Source organism: Paenibacillus nanchangensis, from assembly GCF_046543445.1.
GTDB lineage: Bacteria > Bacillota > Bacilli > Paenibacillales > Paenibacillaceae > Paenibacillus_AQ > Paenibacillus_AQ nanchangensis.
In genome coordinates, this window is record NZ_JBHOFD010000006.1 from 43,049 (window position 1) to 62,429 (window position 19,381).

Genomic DNA, 19,381 nt, shown 5'->3' on the forward strand with positions numbered 1-19,381 from the left:
CAGCGGAGAACGGAGTCCTGAGGGATGCCGCGGATTGATTTCGTATATACTAGGGTATGAGTATAATAAGGATGAATCGCTTGGAAAGGTTTGGGACGCAGGGTCTAACAGGGAAGCCGCGGCCGAACGGGACAAGCATACTTAAGAAGCCGGGGGCTGTCCTCGGTATGCCGAGGTGAATGACATGATTACACAAGAGACACTGCTTGATTTTATGCGGGAGACCGCCTATAAACCGATGACCTACCAAGAGCTGGAGACCCACTTCGGACTGGATGACGCGATGGATTTCAAAGCCTTCGTTGAGCTCCTGAATGCCCTGGAGCAGGACGGGCGTATCGTATTGACCCGGACCGGCCGCTACGGCGTGCCGGAACGGATGGATCTGGTGCGGGGGCGGCTGCAGGCGCACGCGAAGGGTTTTGCTTTCCTGATCCCAGATGACCGGGAGCATCCTGACGTCTACATCCATGCAAACGACCAGAAAAGCGCGATGAACGGCGATATTGTGCTGGTTCGCGTCACCTCCAAAAGCCCGCAGGGCGGACGGATGGAAGGCGAGGTGGTCCGCATTGTGCGGCGCGGGGTGGAGCAGGTTGTCGGCGTGTTCCAGAACCTGGAGGCGTACGGATTTGTGCTGCCTGACGACAAACGGATTAACCGCGATATTTTTATTCCGAGGGAATCCTTTAAGGGAGCGGTTGACGGAGAAAAAGTCGTGGTGCGCATTGTGAGTTACCCGGAAGGACGGGCGGCGGCGGAAGGCGAAATTATTGAAATCCTGGGGCATAAGGATGACCCCGGGGTCGATATTTTGTCCGTTATCCGGAAGCATCAGCTGCCGGAGGCGTTCCCGCCAGAAGTGATGAAAGAGGCGGAGCAAGCGCCTGATTCGATCACCGAAGAAGAAATTATCCGCCAGGGACGGCGTGATCTGCGCGGGCTGAACATCGTCACGATCGACGGAGAAGATGCCAAAGACCTTGACGACGCGGTCAACGTGGAGCGGCTGGAGAACGGGCATTACAAGCTGGGCGTTCACATCGCCGATGTCGGTTATTATGTGCGCGAGAAGTCCGAGCTGGACAAAGAAGCCTACGACCGGGGCTGCAGCGTCTACCTGGTTGACCGGGTGATTCCGATGCTGCCGCACCGTCTGTCGAACGGGATTTGCAGTTTGAACCCGCAGGTGGACCGGCTGACCTTGTCGTGCGAGATGGAATTTAATGAGCATATGAAGGTGGTTAAGCACGATATTTTTACGAGCGTAATTCGCACAAAAGAGCGGATGACGTACAAAAACGTGCGTAAAATCGTTGAGGATGAAGATCCTGAGCTGATGGAACGCTACCGTCCGCTTGTTCCCGACTTCATGTTGATGAAGGAGCTGGCGATGAAACTGCGGGACGCCCGGATGCGCCGGGGCGCGGTTGATTTTGACTTCGAAGAGAGCAAAATCATTGTGGACGAAAACGGCAAAGCCGTCGATATCGTGAAGCGTGAACGGACGGTTGCCGAGCAGATTATCGAGGAATTTATGCTGGCGGCCAATGAGACGGTGGCCGAGCATTTTCACTGGCTGAAGGTCCCGTTCCTGTACCGGATTCACGAGGATCCGGACCCGGAGAAGCTGCAAAATTTTATGGCATTTGCCGCAAATTTCGGGTACCAAATCAAAGGCCGGGGCAACTCGGTGCACCCGCGTGCGCTGCAGACACTGCTTGAAGATATCCGCGGTACCAAGGAACAAACGGTCATCAGCACCATGATGCTGCGTTCCATGAAGCAGGCAAAATACGATGCGGAGAGCACGGGGCACTTCGGCCTGGCGGCGGAATATTACAGCCACTTTACTTCGCCGATTCGCCGTTATCCCGACCTTGTCATTCACCGGGTCATCCGCGAGGTGATTGAGAACGGCGGTGCGCTGAGCCCGCAGCGGCACGACTATCTGGCCGGCCGTATGCCGGACATCGCACAGCAGTCTTCGGAACGTGAGCGGATTGCGGTCGAGGCGGAACGCGACACTGAGCAGCTGAAGAAGGCCGAATATATGCAGGATAAGGTCGGCGAGGAGTTCGAAGGCGTCATCAGCAGTGTGACCAGCTTCGGCATGTTTATCGAGCTGGAGAACACGGTTGAAGGACTCATCCGGCTGAGCGCGCTGACGGACGATTACTACCACTTCGACGAGCAGCATATGGCTTTGATCGGCGAGCGGACGTCGAAGGTGTTCCGGATCGGCGACGAAGCGAAAATCCGCGTCGCCCGGGTCAATATGGACGACCATACGATCGACTTTGAGATGGTCGACATGAAGCCGCGTGCGGCCGGAGAGCGGCGCGGGTATGGGTTTGAGGGCCGCGGGGGCAAAGGCGGCTTTGGCGGCAAAGGCGGCGCGGGCGGCGGTAAGGGCGGCAAAAAAGGCAAAGCCGGCAAGCCGGGCCGCGAGCGCCCGGTCGCGGGGCCGGACGCGCCGCAGGGCGGTAAGGGCCGCGCGGGCGCTCCGCCGCTGGGCGCGGTGCACCGCGAAGGCGGCCGGCCGTTCAGCGCCGGCGGTACGGGCGCTGGCGCTGGCAGCGGCGCTGCGGGCACCGGCGCCGGCGAAGGAGGAAGCGGAGGCAAAGGCATCCGCTTCGGGTTTGGCTCCGGCAAGGGCGGCTATGGCGCCCCGGCCGCCGGTGCGGGGGAGCTCCCCGGAGTGGATGGCAACACCCGGTTCCGCAGCCGAGAGGATCTCGGCGGGGAATACGGGGGTTCCCGTGCGCGGGGAGCGGCTGCTCCCGGCGGGGGCAAAGCCCGCCGGGGCAAAAAAGCCCAGAGCGGCGTCTTCATCGGCGACGCCGTGACGCCCGGCACCGCTGCGGGCGGCAAGCGGAAAAAGAAAAAGAAAAAATAAAGCTGGGCTTGTGCAGTTTCGCTCAAAGCCCGCTCCAACTGCAAGACCTGTTGATGCCCGCCGTCTGACGGGCGCCAGCATACAAAGGACCGGTTACCCGGACTGCCGTTATTAGGATGGCAGTCTGCGGGGAACCGGTCCTTTGTTCGATACTAAGAGTGAGTGACGGGAATGACAACACCCGAGGGCGTCATTCATCGCTATGTTTGAGGCAGTACTAGGAGGCACCTGGAGCAGCTTCCAGCACTGCCCCCAGAGCACCGCCCGCAGCTGCTCCAGGAACTGCGCAAGAAACTGGGCCCGAAGTTGCACCAGGAACTGGGTCCGAAACTGTACTGGGAACTGCGCCAGGAACCGTGCCAGAAACTGAGCCCGAAACTGCACTGGGAACTGCGCCCGAAGCGCCAGCCGGCTCAAGCAGCGCCAGGCGTTTCAGCACTTTTTTCAGCATAACGGAGGCTTTGACCTGGAGCGGCAGGCTGTCGGCTACATGGACAGTATAAGCACCTTGAAGGATGGCCTGCTTCAAATCAGCTGCTGTATGGCAGGGATGGTCGAGTTCGTTATAGACGCTCCCGTATTGAAGGCACTGATGGGTATCGCTGCCTGCGGTAACGGGTTTGCCGAGTTCGGCCGCGAAGCGCTCCACATTGGCGCGGTTAACATCCCCGCCGTATTCGAACATGTCTTTGGCGTTTAGATCAAACGCATCGAGCCTGCTGAGCTGCTCCCGGGTAAGATGATGAAGTGGTGTGGATTCCCGGTAAGGATGGGCCCCGATTTTCAGCAGAGGGTAGCGTTCGGCAATATCGAGAAGCTCATCAAACGGGATAAAGGCATCTTTGGATGTGTAACCCTCCAGCACCTGCCGAACCTCCAGCACATGCTCTTTGCGTCCGATCAGCAAAATATGGCCGTTCTCCCGGATATCCACTTCCATCCCCGGAAAAATGTTTACCCGGCCTGTCTCGTAATATTCCCCGTTATACGGGTACAGCCGGTCCAGCTGCTCGTACACTTCAAAGAAATTCCGTGTATTAAAATGCTCGGTCAGCGCAATAGCATCAAGCCCATTCGCCGCTGCCTCCCCAATCATTTCTTCATAATAAGTCGGCGAAAAGTCGGTGGCTTTGGATAGCTTGGCATGGGTATGCAGGTCAATTCGCATAAAAAACACTCCTTGGTTGTTGGTTATCGGATGATAGTAATGCTGTTGGTTATCCGATGTGGTAATGGCTGTTAGTTATTGGATGCCGCCTATAAGTTTGTTGTTCGCTTAACCCAAACAAAACAGCAAAATCACATACACGGCCGAGCCGCCAAGAAACAGCAGGTCGTGCTTTCGCAGTTTGAGATGGGACAGCTTTAGCTTTTTGGATACCGGATTATTCATTCCGTAAGAGAATCCGCGCGTCTCAAGCGCTTCTACGGTAGTCCGGGAACGTTTGGCCGTCGCCAGCATTAACGGGAAAAAGGCGTATACGAGCAGCTTCAGATAATACAAGCCCATCCGCCAGTACAGCAGACCGGGGCGCTTCGGCGCTTGACCGCGCAGCCGGTAGGACAGCAGCACATTACGGAATTCCTCAAACAGCACCGGCAGGATGCGGTAGCCGTAGGACAGGCTGAACGAAAAAGCGGCCGGAACGCCAAGCGCCAGAAGCCCGTCGCTGATTTTTTCCGGGTCCATACCTGAAAAGACCGTAATGCTGGCGAGCGACACGATCGACAGCTTAAGCGTCAGCTTTAGCAACGGCAGAGCGGAGGCGATATCACCGCCAAAAAACAAGGAAATCACAAACAGCCACCCTACCTGCCCGATCAGTCCGAGACATAATACAAAAATCACAAAAGGTGTAACCCTGGACAGCACGGTTGTCACGATAACAAACAGACACATGCCGGCCAAAATCACATAATTGTTGATGAACCAAGGCGATATGGCAAAAAACATATACCAGAGCAAAAGTCCCCGCGGATCCAGCCTGGATAAGGAGGCATGACCGCTGCCGTATGCGGTGCTCATCAGCTCAAGCTGAATGCGGTCAAGGGAGATTTTAGTAAACCATTTGCGCACCAATTGCATCTTGGAGCATCTCCTTTCCTGCTCTTGTAAGGAGGCGGTGCAGGGTATTGGCCAATTCGTCCGGGGAGCCGCATGAACCCGTAAAGCCGCATGACCCCATACAGCCGCATGACCCCATACAGCCGCATGACCCCGTACGGCATGAACCCGTAAAGCCGAGTGCACGCGACAGCTCCATACTCTGCGTAAGGGCAAGGCCTGCTCGGCGGACAAGGAGCGGATCGGCAAAAATCTCTGCAGCCGGCCCGTCTGCAGCCACCGTGCCTTCATGCATGACAATGACGCGGCTGGCCCACCGGTGCACCAGCTGCATATCATGGGTGGCGATGATGACCGTGCGTACATGCTGGTCCAGCTCTTGCAGCGTGGTCAGCAGCTCTTCCCGTGTAGCCAAATCGAGATTGGCTGTCGGCTCGTCAAGCAGCATGACAGCAGGACGAACAGCAGCCCCTATTGCAAGCGATACACGGCGCTGCTGGCCGCCGCTGAGCAGCCGAGCGTCGCGCTCCTGGAGGTCTTCCAGCCGGAAGCTGCGCATCATTTGCAGGGTGGTCTGCTCGGCGTCCGGATAGCGGCGCTTGACCAGGCAGTGGGCGATCTCTTTGCGCACATTATCTTCAATGAACATATCCTCCGGATTTTGAAAAACAAACGCTACATGCTGAGACAGCTCCTCAATCGAGAGGCTGCGGGTGTCTTGTCCAAGAACGTGAACCGATCCAGCCGAAGGTTTGGCGATGCCCGCGATAAGCTTCAGCAGCGAAGACTTGCCGGCGCCATTGTTGCCGATCAGGGCGATGCGCTCGCCTTCAGCAACGCTAAGATTGATGTTCTGCAGCACCGTGCGCTCCGTTTTACGTAGGGTGCGGTAGTTTAGTACGGCACCGGTGAACCGGATGACGTCGGCAGGAGAGTTCCGAGAACCGTTCAAATTTGACGAAGTGGCGTCTGGGACAGCGGATTGACTTCCCTTAGATGACTCTTTAGACGATAAAACACAGGCATTTTGCACACCGCTGCCCGCTGTATACGCCGCGCCTTCAAGCATGCTGGAGAAATACTTAACCGCTTCGCCGGTAGTAATCGGAAAAGAAACCGGGAGCACGCTGCCGGTCTCCATCTCAGCTTCACCGGCGCTATAGATCGAAGGCGCACCATTAAGCAGAGTTTTCAGCCGGACAGCCGTTTGAGTGGCCTCTGGCGGCTGGATGCCCAGCCGCTCCAGGTCGTGCAGGCTGTTCAGTGCCTCTGCTACCGGGCGTTTCCACAGCACCCGTCCCTGTTCCATCAGACAGACGTCCTGGCAGTAGTCGGCGATAAACTCGGTGTGATGCTCAATAACGACGATGGTTTTGCCATACATCCGGTTCAGCCGCCGCAGCACTTCATATACATGCCGGGCGTGGCTTGGATCCAGCTGGGATACGGGTTCATCGACGACAAGAATATCCGGTTCCAGCGACAAGGCACCGGCCAGGGCCAGCAGATGTTTTTGCCCGCCGCTCAACTCCCAGATGTATCGGTGCTGAAGGGCAGTAAGGCCGCACAGCTCCAGCGCGCGCAGCGCTTTTTCCTTATAGTCGGCCATTCCATAATTCAGCGGCGCAAAGCAGGCTTCATCCAGAACGGTGGGCCGGACCAGCTGGTTGTCAAAGTCCTGGTAGACGTAACCGACCATGCGGGAGAGCTCGGCGACTTTTTTGCGTGCCGCTGAAATTCCGTTAATCTTCACTTCGCCTTCAAAATCCCCGGAGTAATAATGCGGGATCAACCCGTTAAACAGCTTGCAAAGTGTCGATTTGCCGCAGCCGTTGCCGCCGATGACCGCGGTGAAGCTGCCCCGCTTAATGATTAGGGAAGCGCCGTTCAGCACAGGCTGCTCCGAGCCCGGATAAGTGAAAGTTACATTGGTCAGCTCGATGGCAACGGCTGGAGGGGCGGCAGCTTCAGATAGAGTGGCCAGCTCCGGTGTTTTTGGCGGGATCTCGCTCCCGGCGGTTCCTTGCGGGACAGCCCTCTCCGGCATTCCCGCTGAGGCAGCCCTCTCCGGCATTCTTGACGGAACTGCACTCCCCGGTGTTCTTGACGGGACAGCGCTCCCAGCCGCTCCTGATGGGACGCCCTCTGGAGTCCCTGACGGGACAGCGTTCTCCGGACTTCCTGGAGGGAAAGTCCCTTCCGGCGTTCCTGCTGGAACGGTCATCCCCGATTGCTCCTGATCCCTACGTCCAGACCATAACAACGTAAACTTAGGCATACGGCAGGTCTCCGGAGGCATCTTGGCCGCTGCCGCTTTGAGGAGCACGCAGCCTTTTGGCCCGCATGATCAGAAGCACGACAACTGCAACTATAGCGGCTGCCGCAATGCTGAGCCAGATGGCGCCGTCGCCCCACTGGTCTGCGAACCCGCTTTCCCATTCCCCGATATTCCAGTCCGTCTCGGACAGCGATTCGGCACCAAACGCAACCAGCGCCAGCAAAATACCGGTAATCACCAGCTTGGGCGAAATGACGCCAGCTCCTTCGTATTTCGTGCGTTTTTCGCGTGGTTTGATCCCGAGAAGGGGTTCGATTTTCCCGTACAGACGGGGGACGAGATAGAGGGTAGGCAGTAAGGCGAACAATATGCCGGAAAATAGCACATCGTTTAGGAAACCAACGCCTTCCACAAGCACAACGCTTTCCGCTAGGCCCGGCACGGCTTCAAATTCCTCGACGCCAATCCAGACTTTGCCGATGTCGACCAGGCTGCTGCACAGCTGGTGGATGATAACGCCGGTCATGGCGGCGATGCCGACTTGGGCGCGGTTTTGCGGGTTGCTGACCATTTTTCCGGCGACGTACATGGCGAACGAGAAGGTCAGGAATTTTTCCAGTTCCCCGAAGCCCCCGAACTGCCCAAGCATCAGTTCGCCAAAAATAATTTCGCCCAGCGCCGCGCCCACCGCCGCATACAGCGGATGAAACAAAATACACAAGGTAAGCGGGATAAACGCAAAATACTCGACGGACAATTCGACCGGTCCGATCCGGAACGCAGGGATGAGCTCGGTGAACATGTTGGATAAGCCGTAGAGGGACATGGACAGCACAAAAATCATCATTTTTTGCGATGACGTAAGTGTGTAGAGGGACTTACGGGACATGAAGGAAACCTCCTTGAGTGGATTTGCCTTCAGTGTAATGGCGGAGTATTAAGGAGGGCGGGGCTGTATGTTAAAGGGATGTAATATTTTTTACAAAATGAAAATGGTGTAATAAAATTTGCATAACATTCCCCGGATAAAATGGGCTTAAAAAGCGCTTAGCGGCACGGGCAAGGGAGGAATAAATCATGTTTTTAGCGCAGAATCCGGTATTTGCGGATAAATCAAAATTTTCACCGGGGCAGCTGAAGATTGCAGATTTCATTGAACGGCATCAAAGCGAGGTGCTGTTTATGAATGAGCAGGAAATTGCGGACCGGATTGGGACAAGTATTGCGACGGTCTCCCGATTTTGGCGCGCGGCAGGGTATGCGAACGGAAAAGACTTTCGGCTCAAGCTTCGCCAGGCCAACGACACCACCCCTGCGCTAAAGCTGCAGACCACCATTTCTCAGCTGGAAGCCTCCAGCCTGCCGCTGAACATGATGGAGCAGACGATCCGTCATTTGCAAAAAACAGCGAACCAGACAAACCCGGATGATTTGAAGCGTACCGCTGCCATCATGGCTGGAGCCAGGCGGGTTTACGTGTTTGCGCCGGGACCTTCTGCGGCTCTTGGGGAGCTGCTGTTTTACCGCTTGTCCCGTTTTGGCATGTCGGTGCGCATGATGGCGGCGAGCGGACATGAAGTGCTGGAGTCGCTGGCGCATGTGCAGCGGAACGATGTGGTGCTGGTGTTTAATTTTACCCGGCTGCTTCCCGAAACCGAAGTGGTGCTGGACTGCACGAAACGGGCAGGCTGCTCCGTCGTGATGATTACCGACCGTGAGGATTTTCGTTACGGGGCGCAGGTGGAGGCCGCTTTTTATGTTAGCCGGGGGGAGATGGGCGAATTCCATTCCATGGTGACGCCGCTGCTGCTGATCGAGCAGCTGATTCTAAGCATCGGTCTGCTGAATAAGGAGAAGGCGCTGTCCAAGCTGGAGCTGCTGGGGGAGCTGCGGGCCAGGTATGCGGATAAGCTGCCGCGGGGGAAGGCTTAGGGCCGGAGTGTGAATGTTTAAGGCGTAAAGCCAGGGTTGATGGTTGATGGCGAGGAACAGGGAAGAGCTAGGAACAGCAAAGGACAGCAAAGAAGAGCAAGGAAGAGCAAGGAAGAGCAAGGAAGAGCAAGGAAGAGCAAGGAAGAGCAGGGAAGAGCAGGAACGGCATTGCGAAAGACGGACATCAGAAACAGGGGGATAATTAGGAAGGTTTTATAAAGACAATACGGCAGGAAAGTATGGCTACAAAAGCGGCTGCCCCTGTCCTTTCTTGCGTTTGACCGCCGGAGTTGATACAATAAATGTCTGGTAAACTGCCCCGCGAGGGCTTCGGGAGGAGGATGAACATGGGCAAGAAAAGTGATGGCAAGGTGCTCGCACAGAACAAAAAAGCTTCCCATGATTATTTCATCGAAGATACCTATGAGGCGGGCATGGTGCTGACGGGAACCGAGATTAAGTCGCTGCGCAATGGCCGCGCTAATCTTGGAGATGCTTTTGCTACGATCCGTAATGGCGAGATTTTTGTGCACAATCTGCATATCAGTCCATTTGAACAGGGCAACCGGGCGAATCCGACGGACCCAACCCGCACACGGAAGCTGCTTATGCACAAAGAACAGATCAGCAAGCTGCTCGGCCACTCCAAGCAGGAAGGCTACACGATTGTACCGCTGAAGATTTATGTCCGTAACGGCTACGCGAAGCTGCTGCTGGGCTTGGGCAGAGGTAAAAAGCAATACGACAAACGTGATGCCGCCGCCAAACGCGATGCTCAGCGCGATATTCAGCGGGCGTTGCGCGAGAAGCAGAAGATTGCGAGATAACCGCGAGACCACTGCCAGAACTGCGAATAATCGTTAGATACCATAGGGATAGGCTCAAGATAACCTGAAGGCTTCCAGAACGGTTATGAACGCAGGCTGAGAAGGAAATACTGTGGTGTTTTCACAGCATTCTCCTGCGCTTCCTGTAAAATTGATGTTAAAGTATTGATAAATATGATATACTGTAAATGTATCAAACGATGCTTCTTCTTTTTCCGGAAGGGAAAAAGAACGGGATGGATCACTCAATGCTGAAACTGATCCGCTTGATCCGAAGAAGCCCTTTTTAATGAGGGGCCGTTTTTGGATTCGACGGGGGTAGTTCGAGCATGGGTAGCGAGTAGTGGGGACGCGTCCGCTTCATCAACGCTAAAGCCAATTAAACGGCAAAGCTAAACAACCAACTCTGGCTCTGGCCGCCTAATAACGGTCACCAGGCTCCTACCTTCCATCGCCCATGTGGCGGGATAGGGGCTCAACTTTAGTGGGATACGCTGTCTAGTCTCCGCCTGGGGCTAGCTGAAGAAGACAATCAGGCTGACCCAACGTATAGCCGGTTACGGGGCGATACTCGGGTGACATCAAAACTGTGACTACACTCGTAGAAGCTTATGTGCCGTTGCCTTCGGACAGGGGTTCGACTCCCCTCGGCTCCATATGGAGTAAAGTAGAAGACACCTTGAGGGGTGTCTTTTTTCATGTTTCTCGAAAGATATAGCCATTCATAAAATGCTCCCGTAATCTCAACCCATATGGTTTGAAAATTCAGGTTTTCTATTTTATATAGCTCACCCAGTAATCTTTTTTTGGTTGCCTTGTTATATATAATAGTTGCTACCTGTCACTGTTCGTTGTTTTAAATCTAGCAATTGGGAAACACTAGTATTGTGGATTTGAAAGGGGGAGAAAGAATGGGGACTTGTCGTATATCAATGGTAAGGATGGACACAGTGGGAAAGCATTTTCCGAAGAAAAGAGAAACGTTGTCTGAATATGCAGCCCTAGAAAATGCCTATCTTGATGGAATGAGAGAAATACTGAGCGAGGTGGCTGCCAGAAGATATCTTGAGATATGGGGAATGCGATCTGACAATCCTCATATCAGGAAGGCTAACGAAGAGGCTTCTTATGCAATCGATCGCCTACACAGTAGTTTAAACGAGACTCAACGTGAATTTTACGGATTCATGGAAGAAGCTATGAGTACAGAACAGTGGCTCCAAGAAGAGGAGGCTTTTATAGCTGGTTTTCTCGAGGGATACCGTTTTATAAAAGAGCTCCAAAAATCGGGTGGAGGCATGACTCTGGTATAGAGGTTGGCACCTGATATGCTATAATAATAGAAATTATTCAACCGGAGGGTGTCCAAGATGCGATGGGATGAAGTTCGGGAGCGGTTTCCGAATGAATGGGTCGTTCTTGAGGCAACTAAGGCTTATTCTAAGGAAGGCCAGCGTTTTATTGAAGAAATGTCCGTGATCAACTCCTATGAGGACTCCACCAAAGCATTGAAGCGGTACAGTGAGTTGCATCAGGAAGATCCACATCGCGAGTATTGTTTTTTTCACACCTCCCGTCCTGAGGTTGTGGCACGAGAACGATATGTGGGAATCAGAGGACCAAGATGAAACTAACATCAATTTTTGGGCTTCCGTGGCATGGAAATCGACGGCATCCTTGGTTTTAACTTCTTAAAACAGGTAGAGTTCGTGATTGACATTGAAAGAATGCAATTAAAAAACTAACGTGTGCTAAACGGCTAGGCTCTCTCGTACAGCTCCAGCAGCAACCCCACCCGAGTATGACTCTGCACGGCTACCCCTCAGCTCCATATAGAGTAACTAAAGGAGCCATCAACCAGTATCCCGGTTAGTGGTTTTTTGATATGTTAAAATAACGCCAAATTCGAATCGGAGGCAGTCCTGATGGTCGTAAATCGTGAACAACTCCAAGAAATACTCAAAAAAGCTAATCAATATGCACGTAAGCAAGCTAAAGAGTCAGGTGCGTCCATTTACTATATAAAGAACAACAAACGGGTTCGTGAGGATGCGGAAGGTAATAAGTTTGAAATTGTTTATGACGTGACCGGCAAGAGACAAGAGTTTGCCTACCATGATTGAACCAAGAACCCTCTATGCCGGTCTTTATCTAGACTCAAGCCGGAAACGCGGCGAATAAGCCGAACACAGCAGCCCAGCACCGCCTTCGGTTCCCACCGCAGGCTCAGATTATCTACATATTCTCCATAGTATCGCCATTTCTATGTTTCTTCCGGTATTGGGCCGGTGTCATTCCATACGCCTTTTTGAAGATGGAATAAAACGTGTTCAGCGACGAAAATCCGGAATTTTGGACAATGGGCTCAATTGGGGAGTCGGAGGCAAGCAACTCCTGACATATGAAATTAAGGCGCTTCTCCGATATCTTATCCGTAATGGACTGGTTGGTCTCCGCTTTATACAAACTGCGGAAATAATTCACGGACAATCCCAAATGATCGGCCAGCATTTTCGCGGATAAGTTCGGATCGGTTAATTGTTCGTCAATAAACCGGTCCGCCTGCTCGATCAGGGCTGCGTTTTTGGACAGACTGCGGGCGGCCACGATGTCTTCGAGTGTCTTGATTACCAATGCTTCCATCCATGAAACCACGTTTTCCATAGTCTCCTGCTGAATAATCTGTTTCTCGATGGAAGTCAGCCCCCATGAACTGGGCAGCGGCTGACTGGAGTGCTCTTGCATGAGCCGGCGTATATCCATAAATAAGGTAATCAGCGACATTTTACATTCAAAATAGGGCATGCCTCGCAGCTTCACTACGGCTGAGCGGATGACTTCCAGAACCGCATCTGCATTCCCCTTGGGAAGAGCCTGAGTGATCTGCCGCTCTTTGTTCATAGGCAGATGATACAGTTCTCCGGGTGCGTCGGGCAGCCATGCTTTCACGATGAGCGCTCTGTGTCCAAATCGGAACCGCTCCTGCGTCAGTTCATACGTCTCCATATAGATCTCATGCATGTCGGTCAGGCTGGGCAGCGTCCTGCCCCAAGCGACAGTTGTTCCAACAGACAAGTACTGTTCTATTAACTGTTGGGATACCTGCAGCTTCTTCGCATATTCTTCGGACAATGGAGCGGATAAGACAACTGCCACGTGATCGTCTCCCATGTCCACCGTTTGCAGCTTGTGCTTGGACGATTGCAGCGACTCTTGAATAATATTGGACATTGCAAATCGGAGCAGACGCCGGTCCTTCTCCGAGTAGGTCTCCGTAAATTTCGAGAAGAGGTCGATCCGGAAGATGGCTACCGACAGCTGATCTTTTGGCAGATCAATTCCCCATTCTAGAAATTGAGAACCTATTTCCTCTGCTGAATGGTAGGTCTCCCCCAGAAAATCGCGTAAAAACCTCTCTCTGCCCAAAAATTTATTAAGCCGCCACTGCTCGGTCAGCTCATTAATCTGATTACGTTGGGCTATAAACACATCGGATAAGTAGTCCAGTTCATTTGCGCTATGTCTTTGACCAGGCTTTTCAGCTTGATGCTGCCGCATCACTCTGCTAATCAGTTCTTGAATAGGCGAGTACACCCGTTTGGAAATCAGAACGATAACGGTCAAGGATGCTACGAACAGAACGAAAAACAAGATCAGGCTTGTGTTACGAAGTACAGTGATTTTTCCCAAAATGACAGACTTCGGTACCGTCTCGATAAAGGTCCAATCCTGGATTCCTTTGATGGATACGCTTGCATAAACCATTAGCTGTTCACTCTGAGTTCGGGGCTGGAAGAGCTTCCATCCACTTTCTCCCTTGCTCCCATGGTTTCTGAGCTCCGCAATTTGTTCCCGATTCAAAGAAATGCTGCTATACACCGGCTCATCCCGGTCATTCAGAACCGTAACCGACCTATTGGGATAATTCGAATTATTCTGAAGCAGGGTCATGAGATTATCAGTATCTACATTCATAACGAAAGCGGAGATGGAACTGCCTTTTTCATAAAATCTGATGATGGTCATCACCTCTTTGGGCTTATCCCCGGTAAGAGGGAGGGACAAGGTTCTTGGGATGAGAACGCTGTGGTTTGCTGTAACCGGATCCCGTAAACGCTCAATAATGTCCTGATCGTAGAAAGCCTCCGCATCATTTAATCCAAGTCTTGAATCGACTACCGTATTCGAGTAATCGTTGATGAGATAGACCGAATCGATAGCCGGATTGGCGTTTTTAATGTCCATAAGCCGGCTCCATACCTCGAACGTTTCTAAATCGCTGTATTGATCAGAGAGGGCATATACCTTAAGGGTGCTGTCATTACTTGAGGAAAAGCTAAATTCCAACGCCCATTCCATCAGCCGCGCCGTGTTTTGGGCGCTGTTCACCAGCAAGGACTCGGAATGATCGCCGATCTCCTCCAGGAGTGTTTTGGAAGACTGCCAATAGAGCAGCGCAAAAGATACGCCCAACACCAGAACGTTTGCACTGACAAAATAAAAAATGAGCTTCATATAAGTAGGATGCCTCTTCAGCGATGCGAGGAGTGGATGTCCGAATTTCATTGGTTTTGAACCTCCGTAATCATAACTGCCGAGTTCGTAAATGGCAGGTTAATTATAGCATACCAAGCATTTCCGTCTTCAGAATCGTTTATTTTCGGAATAGTGTTGTTTTTGGGAAGTTCGTAAATCTGCGCTCGCAGGAGGAATAGGAGCTTTTCGGAATTGCCGCTGCAGCAAGGGATTGTTAAGGTAACGGCATAGATGACGGAACGCTGATGCGGTTGCCGGTCTTGATGAAAGGGGGGATGTAAAGAGATGCAATACCAACTTAACGCAAGGAAACGGTCCAAGCTAAAACATATTGTTCAAAATCCTTTTCTTTATGCGATGGCCGTGCCGGGGCTGCTGTTTTTTCTCGTATTCAGTTATTTTCCCATTTACGGGATTATGATCGCCTTCAAAGACTATAATTTTGCCAAAGGCATTACGGGAAGCGATTGGGTCGGTTTTAAAAACTTCGATTATTTTTTTACTTCGGGTGACTTTTGGGTCATTCTGCGCAACACGCTGGTGTTGAACATGCTGTTCATTGTGTTTACTACGGTGGCTGCGATTTTAATTGCTCTGATGTTCAATGAAATTCGCAATAAGTACTTCAAACGGATTTCGCAATCCCTCATTTTTCTTCCCTATTTTATGTCCTGGATTGTGGTGGGAATGATTGTGCAATCCTTATTTGGCGGGGAAGAGCCGATGATCAATACCTGGCTGCAAAATATCGGCCTGGAACCGGTCAACTGGATGTTTGAGTCAGCGCTTTGGCCTTACATTCTGACGGTTATTCGCGTGTGGCAAGGAGCCGGTTATCTTTCGATTATTTTCCTGGCTGCGATTACCGGTATATCGGAGGATTTGTACGAGGCGGCCCGGATTGATGGGGCATCCAAGCTGCAGATTATGCTCCGCATTACGCTGCCGCTGCTCGTGCCTACCATCATGATCATGACCTTGCTGGCCGTAGGCAAGATTTTCAACGGGGACTTTGCCATGATCTATGCCATCATTGGAGACAATTCCATGCTGTATCCGACTACCGACGTGATTGACACCTTCGTATTCCGCTCCATGAGACAGCTGCATGACTTCGGCATGTCTTCGGCGGTTGGCCTGTTCCAGTCGATTATGGGTCTGATCTTCGTCATTACCGCCAACTGGGTAACTCGAAGAGTGTCCAAAGAATCTGCTTTATTCTAGGAGAGTATTATGAGACAGAAACAGAGCGTTGCGGATAGAACTTTTACGGCTTTTGCCCATACGTTCATTTTGTTGTTCACCTTATTTTGTCTGTTTCCTTTTCTGCTGATGATTATCGGCTCGTTTACAGACGAAGAAGAATTGATTGCGCACGGCTATACTTTATTTCCGCAAAAATTATCGCTAGGCGCGTATCAGGCGGTTTTGCAATCGGATGTGTTATTCAACGGCTATGCTGTCACGATTTTTATCACCGTCGTAGGCGCATTAAGCGCGTTGTGCATTTCCGCAATGCTCGGCTATTCTCTGGCTAACAAACGGAATGTCCTGCAAACACCGTTTCTGTTTTTTTGCTACTTGCCTATGCTTTTTTCCGGAGGCATCATTCCGTTTTATATTGTAGTCAGTCAGTGGCTGCATTTGCAGAATACCATCTGGGTGCTCATTTTAACTATGTTATGCCAGCCGTTCCTCGTCTTTTTGCTGGTTAGTTTTTTCCGTACAATTCCCGATGAATTGGAAGAAGCCGCAAGAATAGACGGTGCGAATGAAATGAGGGTGTTCTTCCAAATTATAATCCCGATTTCGAAGCCGATTCTGGCTTCCGTCGGTCTCTTCTATGCTCTGAACTACTGGAATGACTGGTTTATGGGGTTGATGTTTGTGGATAATGAGAAGTTATTCCCGCTGCAGCTGATTCTGCGCCGGATGGTGTCCAATATGGAAGCCGCCAAAAATCTCATTCCCGCCTCAGCAGCCATTGCTGTGACGCCGCCAACCTATGGCGTGCGGATGGCAACAACCGTGCTGACGATCGGCCCGATTGTCCTGCTGTATCCCATGCTTCAGAAGTATTTTGTCAAAGGTCTAACGGTAGGAGCTGTAAAAGGGTAAACGAGGATTTCCGGCATTAACTGGATCAGCCCGGTTAATCATAGTTTTTTCCATCGATATAGGAGGGTAACGGAATGAGGTTAAAAAAACTATTTGGAACGACGACTACAGCGCTATTGGTATTATCACTGATGTTGGCCGGCTGCGGCGGAGGCAATACGAAGACTGGCGGCAATGAAGGGAGTTCTCCAACGAATACGGGAAGCGCTGCACCCGCAACGAAGGAAACGGTGACGCTGAAAGCTTATTTTCCGGGGGATAAACCGGCAGGCTTTGACGAAGTGCTGCAGGCGGTCAACGACAAATTGAAACAGGACAACGTTGGAGCGGCCTTGAATGTCAATTTCCTGCCGTGGTCCGATTACGGAAATGCGGTATCCGTGAAGATGTCTGCCGGGGAAGACTTCGATATGTATCTGGATGCCCCGTGGTTATCCATGAATCAGATGATCGACAGCAATTCTTTAAAGGAACTGGATGCCGCGGTGGCCGAACGCCCGGAGCTAAAAGCATCCATTCCCGATGAAATGTGGGAATACAACAAATTTGAAGGAAAAATCATGGGGATTCCGCTTGGTACCACCCAGGGCCAGCTATATGGCCTTCTGATCCGCAAAGATCTGCGGGAGAAATACGGACTTCCCGAGTTGAAAACGCTCGACGATCTGGAGAAATTTTTGTATATGGTCAAGGAAAAGGAGAAGGATGTCAAGCCTTTCGTCATTAACGGCATCAAAGCCGACAAACTGCCGTTTATCCTGAGCGAATCCGCTAATCTGGCGCTCGATGAAGTGCTCGAAATCGGTGTCAACATGTTCGCCTATTCAACTAAGGACAAGAAAGTAGTCGGTCAATGGGAAAGCCCGATGATTGCCGATGGGTATGAACGCGTCACCAAATACTACAAGGACGGCATCATTTCCAAAAATATCGCACAGGAGCAAAATGCAGAAACCCTGTTCAAGCAAGGCAAGTATGCGGCCACCTATTATGCGGCAGATGGTGTGGAAGGACTGAAATATTCGGAAATGCTGCAAGACGGCAGCGACAAACTTGAGATTTTCATTCCGAATGGGGATAAGGCCAAGCCGTATACCGCTTTCCAGCAATGGAATTTCCTTTGCATCCCGGCTTCATCCAAGCACGCCGATTTAGCTCTGGACGTAGCTAATTGGATGTCCATTAAGGAAAACCACGATTTGATGGAATACGGAGTTCAAGGGAAGGACTGGGAACCCGTCGGCGATTCGAGCTATAAGGTGCTGTCCAAATATTCATTCCCGGGTTATGTATTGACCTGGCGGCCAACATTGAACCGCACGCCGGACACGATGATGAAGGATGACAAGAAGTGGTTTGACTTCTCTACCAACCCGGCCAATTTCACGCTTAGTCCAACGGCGGGCTTCAACTTTAACGCTGAAAAGGTGAAGACGGAATATGCCAAAATTACTCCGCTTCACGATTCGGTCTTCCTGCCGCTTAGCCAAGGCGTGCTGCCTGCCGATCAAGGCAAAAAGACGCTGGAGGAAAAGATGGCGAGCCTCGGCGGACAGAAAGTGATCGATGAAATTCAGGCACAAATCGACGCCGTCACGTCCGGTAAATAACAGCACTTAAAATACTGAAAGAGGTATTCCACATGAACATAAAACGCAGCGCGCAAAATCCTGTGATACGGATCGAGGACGTTGCGCCCTCCCGCCCCGACTTTCGAGTGCTGGGTGTGTTTAATGCAGGCGTTGCGCAGTTTAGGGATGAAGTTATCCTTTTACTGCGTATTGCGGAAGCGCCGTTATCGGACCGGGCGGACGAAGTGCTCGTCCCCCGGCTGAATGAAGCGGGTACCGAGGTGCTTGTTGAGCGCTACGACAAGACCGATCCGGACTATGATTTCTCCGACTCGCGCTTCGTAGCAAAAGACGGGCGAACGATCATGCTCACCTCCTTATCCCACCTCCGGGTGGCGCGAAGCAAAGACGGTATTCATTTTGACGTCGAGCCGCAGCCAGCCTTGTTTCCGGAGCACGCTCTGGAAGCGTGGGGAATTGAAGATCCGCGTGTGACCCAAATCGGAGACATCTATTATATTACTTACAGCTCCGCCTCCGCGCGCGGTGTTGGCGCCGGCCTGGCAGAGACCCGGGATTTTCGGACATTCAAGCGCCGTGGGCTTATGCTGGCTCCCGAAAATAAGGACGTCATGATATTCCCGGAAAAAATTAACGGCAAATACTACGCTTTGCACCGTCCGGTGCCGAACTCGTTTGGCGCACCCGAGATGTGGATCGCCGAATCGCCCGATCTCGACCATTGGGGGAACCACCGCTTCCTGATGGGGCTAAGCGAACAAGGCTGGGATTCGGCGCGTATGGGCGGCGGGGCGGTTCCGATTCGAACGGAACACGGCTGGCTTGCGCTGTACCACGGAGCGGACAGCAAGCACCGCTATTGTATGGGCGCGGTGATGCTTGATTTAGATAACCCTGCCAAGGTGATCGCAAGATCCAGTGTCCCCGTATTGGAGCCGGAAGCGGCATATGAAGTAAATGGATTTTTCGGCAAGGTCGTGTTTTCGTGCGGAGCCCTGCTGCTGGATCAAACGGTCCGCATGTATTACGGTGCCGCAGATGAAGTGATGGCAGTGGCGGACATACCGCTAAAGGATATATATAGTACCTTTTTATAAAAGGTTGAAGGCAGTGAGAACTGCCTTCTTTAATCCG

At 52.2% G+C, this 19,381-nt stretch carries 16 protein-coding genes and 1 other RNA gene; 12 read left to right on the forward strand and 5 right to left on the reverse strand.

The annotated features are described in order from the left end of the window. Window positions 1–184 precede the first annotated feature (184 nt). Window positions 185–2,899 (forward strand): ribonuclease R, encoded by a 2,715-nt coding sequence (gene rnr / locus ACE6ED_RS06005; RefSeq protein ID WP_410826194.1) that lies wholly within the window; start codon window positions 185–187, stop codon window positions 2,897–2,899. Between the two features lie 217 nt (window positions 2,900–3,116). On the opposite strand, the gene ACE6ED_RS06010 is transcribed toward rnr, so the two are convergent. The 4 genes from ACE6ED_RS06010 to ACE6ED_RS06025 all read right to left on the reverse strand — a co-directional run bounded on the left by ACE6ED_RS06010 (window position 3,117) and on the right by ACE6ED_RS06025 (window position 8,131). Then, on the reverse strand, window positions 3,117–4,067 hold the full coding sequence (locus tag ACE6ED_RS06010) for a PHP domain-containing protein (RefSeq protein WP_410826195.1): 951 nt from the start codon (window positions 4,065–4,067) through the stop codon (window positions 3,117–3,119). A gap of 108 nt (window positions 4,068–4,175) precedes the next feature. Further along, on the reverse strand, window positions 4,176–4,985 hold the full coding sequence (locus ACE6ED_RS06015; protein WP_410826196.1) for an energy-coupling factor transporter transmembrane component T family protein: 810 nt from the start codon (window positions 4,983–4,985) through the stop codon (window positions 4,176–4,178). After that, the gene (locus ACE6ED_RS06020) at window positions 4,957–7,188 is read right to left on the reverse strand and encodes an ATP-binding cassette domain-containing protein (RefSeq protein WP_410826197.1); all 2,232 of its coding nucleotides are present in this window, start codon (window positions 7,186–7,188) and stop codon (window positions 4,957–4,959) included. Before ACE6ED_RS06020 ends, ACE6ED_RS06015 begins: the two co-directional genes overlap by 29 nt. A gap of 46 nt (window positions 7,189–7,234) precedes the next feature. Then, window positions 7,235–8,131 (reverse strand): cell division protein FtsQ, encoded by an 897-nt coding sequence (locus tag ACE6ED_RS06025; protein WP_410826198.1) that lies wholly within the window; start codon window positions 8,129–8,131, stop codon window positions 7,235–7,237. Window positions 8,132–8,319: 188 nt separating this feature from the next. Between ACE6ED_RS06025 and ACE6ED_RS06030 the strand changes: the two genes are divergently transcribed. From ACE6ED_RS06030 to ACE6ED_RS06060, 7 genes are all read left to right on the forward strand, one after another. Next, window positions 8,320–9,174 carry a MurR/RpiR family transcriptional regulator gene (locus ACE6ED_RS06030; protein ID WP_410826199.1) on the forward strand — a complete coding sequence of 285 codons (855 nt, stop codon included), beginning with the start codon at window positions 8,320–8,322 and terminating at the stop codon, window positions 9,172–9,174. 36 nt (window positions 9,175–9,210) lie between these two features. Then, window positions 9,211–9,393: a hypothetical protein gene (locus ACE6ED_RS06035; RefSeq protein WP_410826200.1), complete on the forward strand. Its 183-nt coding sequence runs from the start codon at window positions 9,211–9,213 to the stop codon at window positions 9,391–9,393. Window positions 9,394–9,521: 128 nt separating this feature from the next. After that, window positions 9,522–10,001 (forward strand): SsrA-binding protein SmpB, encoded by a 480-nt coding sequence (smpB, locus tag ACE6ED_RS06040; protein WP_410826201.1) that lies wholly within the window; start codon window positions 9,522–9,524, stop codon window positions 9,999–10,001. A 293-nt stretch (window positions 10,002–10,294) separates the two neighbouring features. Further along, window positions 10,295–10,660: a transfer-messenger RNA gene (gene ssrA / locus ACE6ED_RS06045) on the forward strand. Between the two features lie 291 nt (window positions 10,661–10,951). Beyond that, complete coding sequence (locus ACE6ED_RS06050) at window positions 10,952–11,314, forward strand: DUF6809 family protein (protein WP_410826202.1); 363 nt, start codon at window positions 10,952–10,954, stop codon at window positions 11,312–11,314. Between the two features lie 57 nt (window positions 11,315–11,371). Further along, window positions 11,372–11,629, forward strand: coding sequence for a hypothetical protein (locus tag ACE6ED_RS06055; protein WP_410826203.1), 258 nt, complete (start codon window positions 11,372–11,374; stop codon window positions 11,627–11,629). Window positions 11,630–11,926: 297 nt separating this feature from the next. Then, window positions 11,927–12,124, forward strand: coding sequence for a hypothetical protein (locus ACE6ED_RS06060; protein ID WP_410826204.1), 198 nt, complete (start codon window positions 11,927–11,929; stop codon window positions 12,122–12,124). A 112-nt stretch (window positions 12,125–12,236) separates the two neighbouring features. Here ACE6ED_RS06060 and ACE6ED_RS06065 read toward each other — a convergent pair whose 3' ends face one another. Beyond that, window positions 12,237–14,516 (reverse strand): AraC family transcriptional regulator, encoded by a 2,280-nt coding sequence (locus ACE6ED_RS06065; RefSeq protein ID WP_410826205.1) that lies wholly within the window; start codon window positions 14,514–14,516, stop codon window positions 12,237–12,239. Window positions 14,517–14,822: 306 nt separating this feature from the next. On the opposite strand from ACE6ED_RS06065, the gene ACE6ED_RS06070 reads away from it, so the two are divergent. The 4 genes from ACE6ED_RS06070 (at window position 14,823) to ACE6ED_RS06085 (ending at window position 19,344) form a co-directional block, all read left to right on the forward strand. Beyond that, window positions 14,823–15,761 carry an ABC transporter permease gene (locus tag ACE6ED_RS06070; protein WP_410826206.1) on the forward strand — a complete coding sequence of 313 codons (939 nt, stop codon included), beginning with the start codon at window positions 14,823–14,825 and terminating at the stop codon, window positions 15,759–15,761. 9 nt (window positions 15,762–15,770) lie between these two features. Further along, a complete protein-coding gene (locus ACE6ED_RS06075) occupies window positions 15,771–16,655 on the forward strand; it encodes a carbohydrate ABC transporter permease (RefSeq protein ID WP_410826207.1) in 885 nt (294 codons plus the stop codon). Window positions 16,656–16,729: 74 nt separating this feature from the next. After that, window positions 16,730–18,265, forward strand: a complete 1,536-nt coding sequence (locus tag ACE6ED_RS06080; RefSeq protein ID WP_410826208.1) for a DUF3502 domain-containing protein — start codon at window positions 16,730–16,732, stop codon at window positions 18,263–18,265. Between the two features lie 32 nt (window positions 18,266–18,297). After that, complete coding sequence (locus ACE6ED_RS06085; protein ID WP_410826209.1) at window positions 18,298–19,344, forward strand: glycoside hydrolase family 130 protein; 1,047 nt, start codon at window positions 18,298–18,300, stop codon at window positions 19,342–19,344. Window positions 19,345–19,381 lie beyond the last annotated feature (37 nt).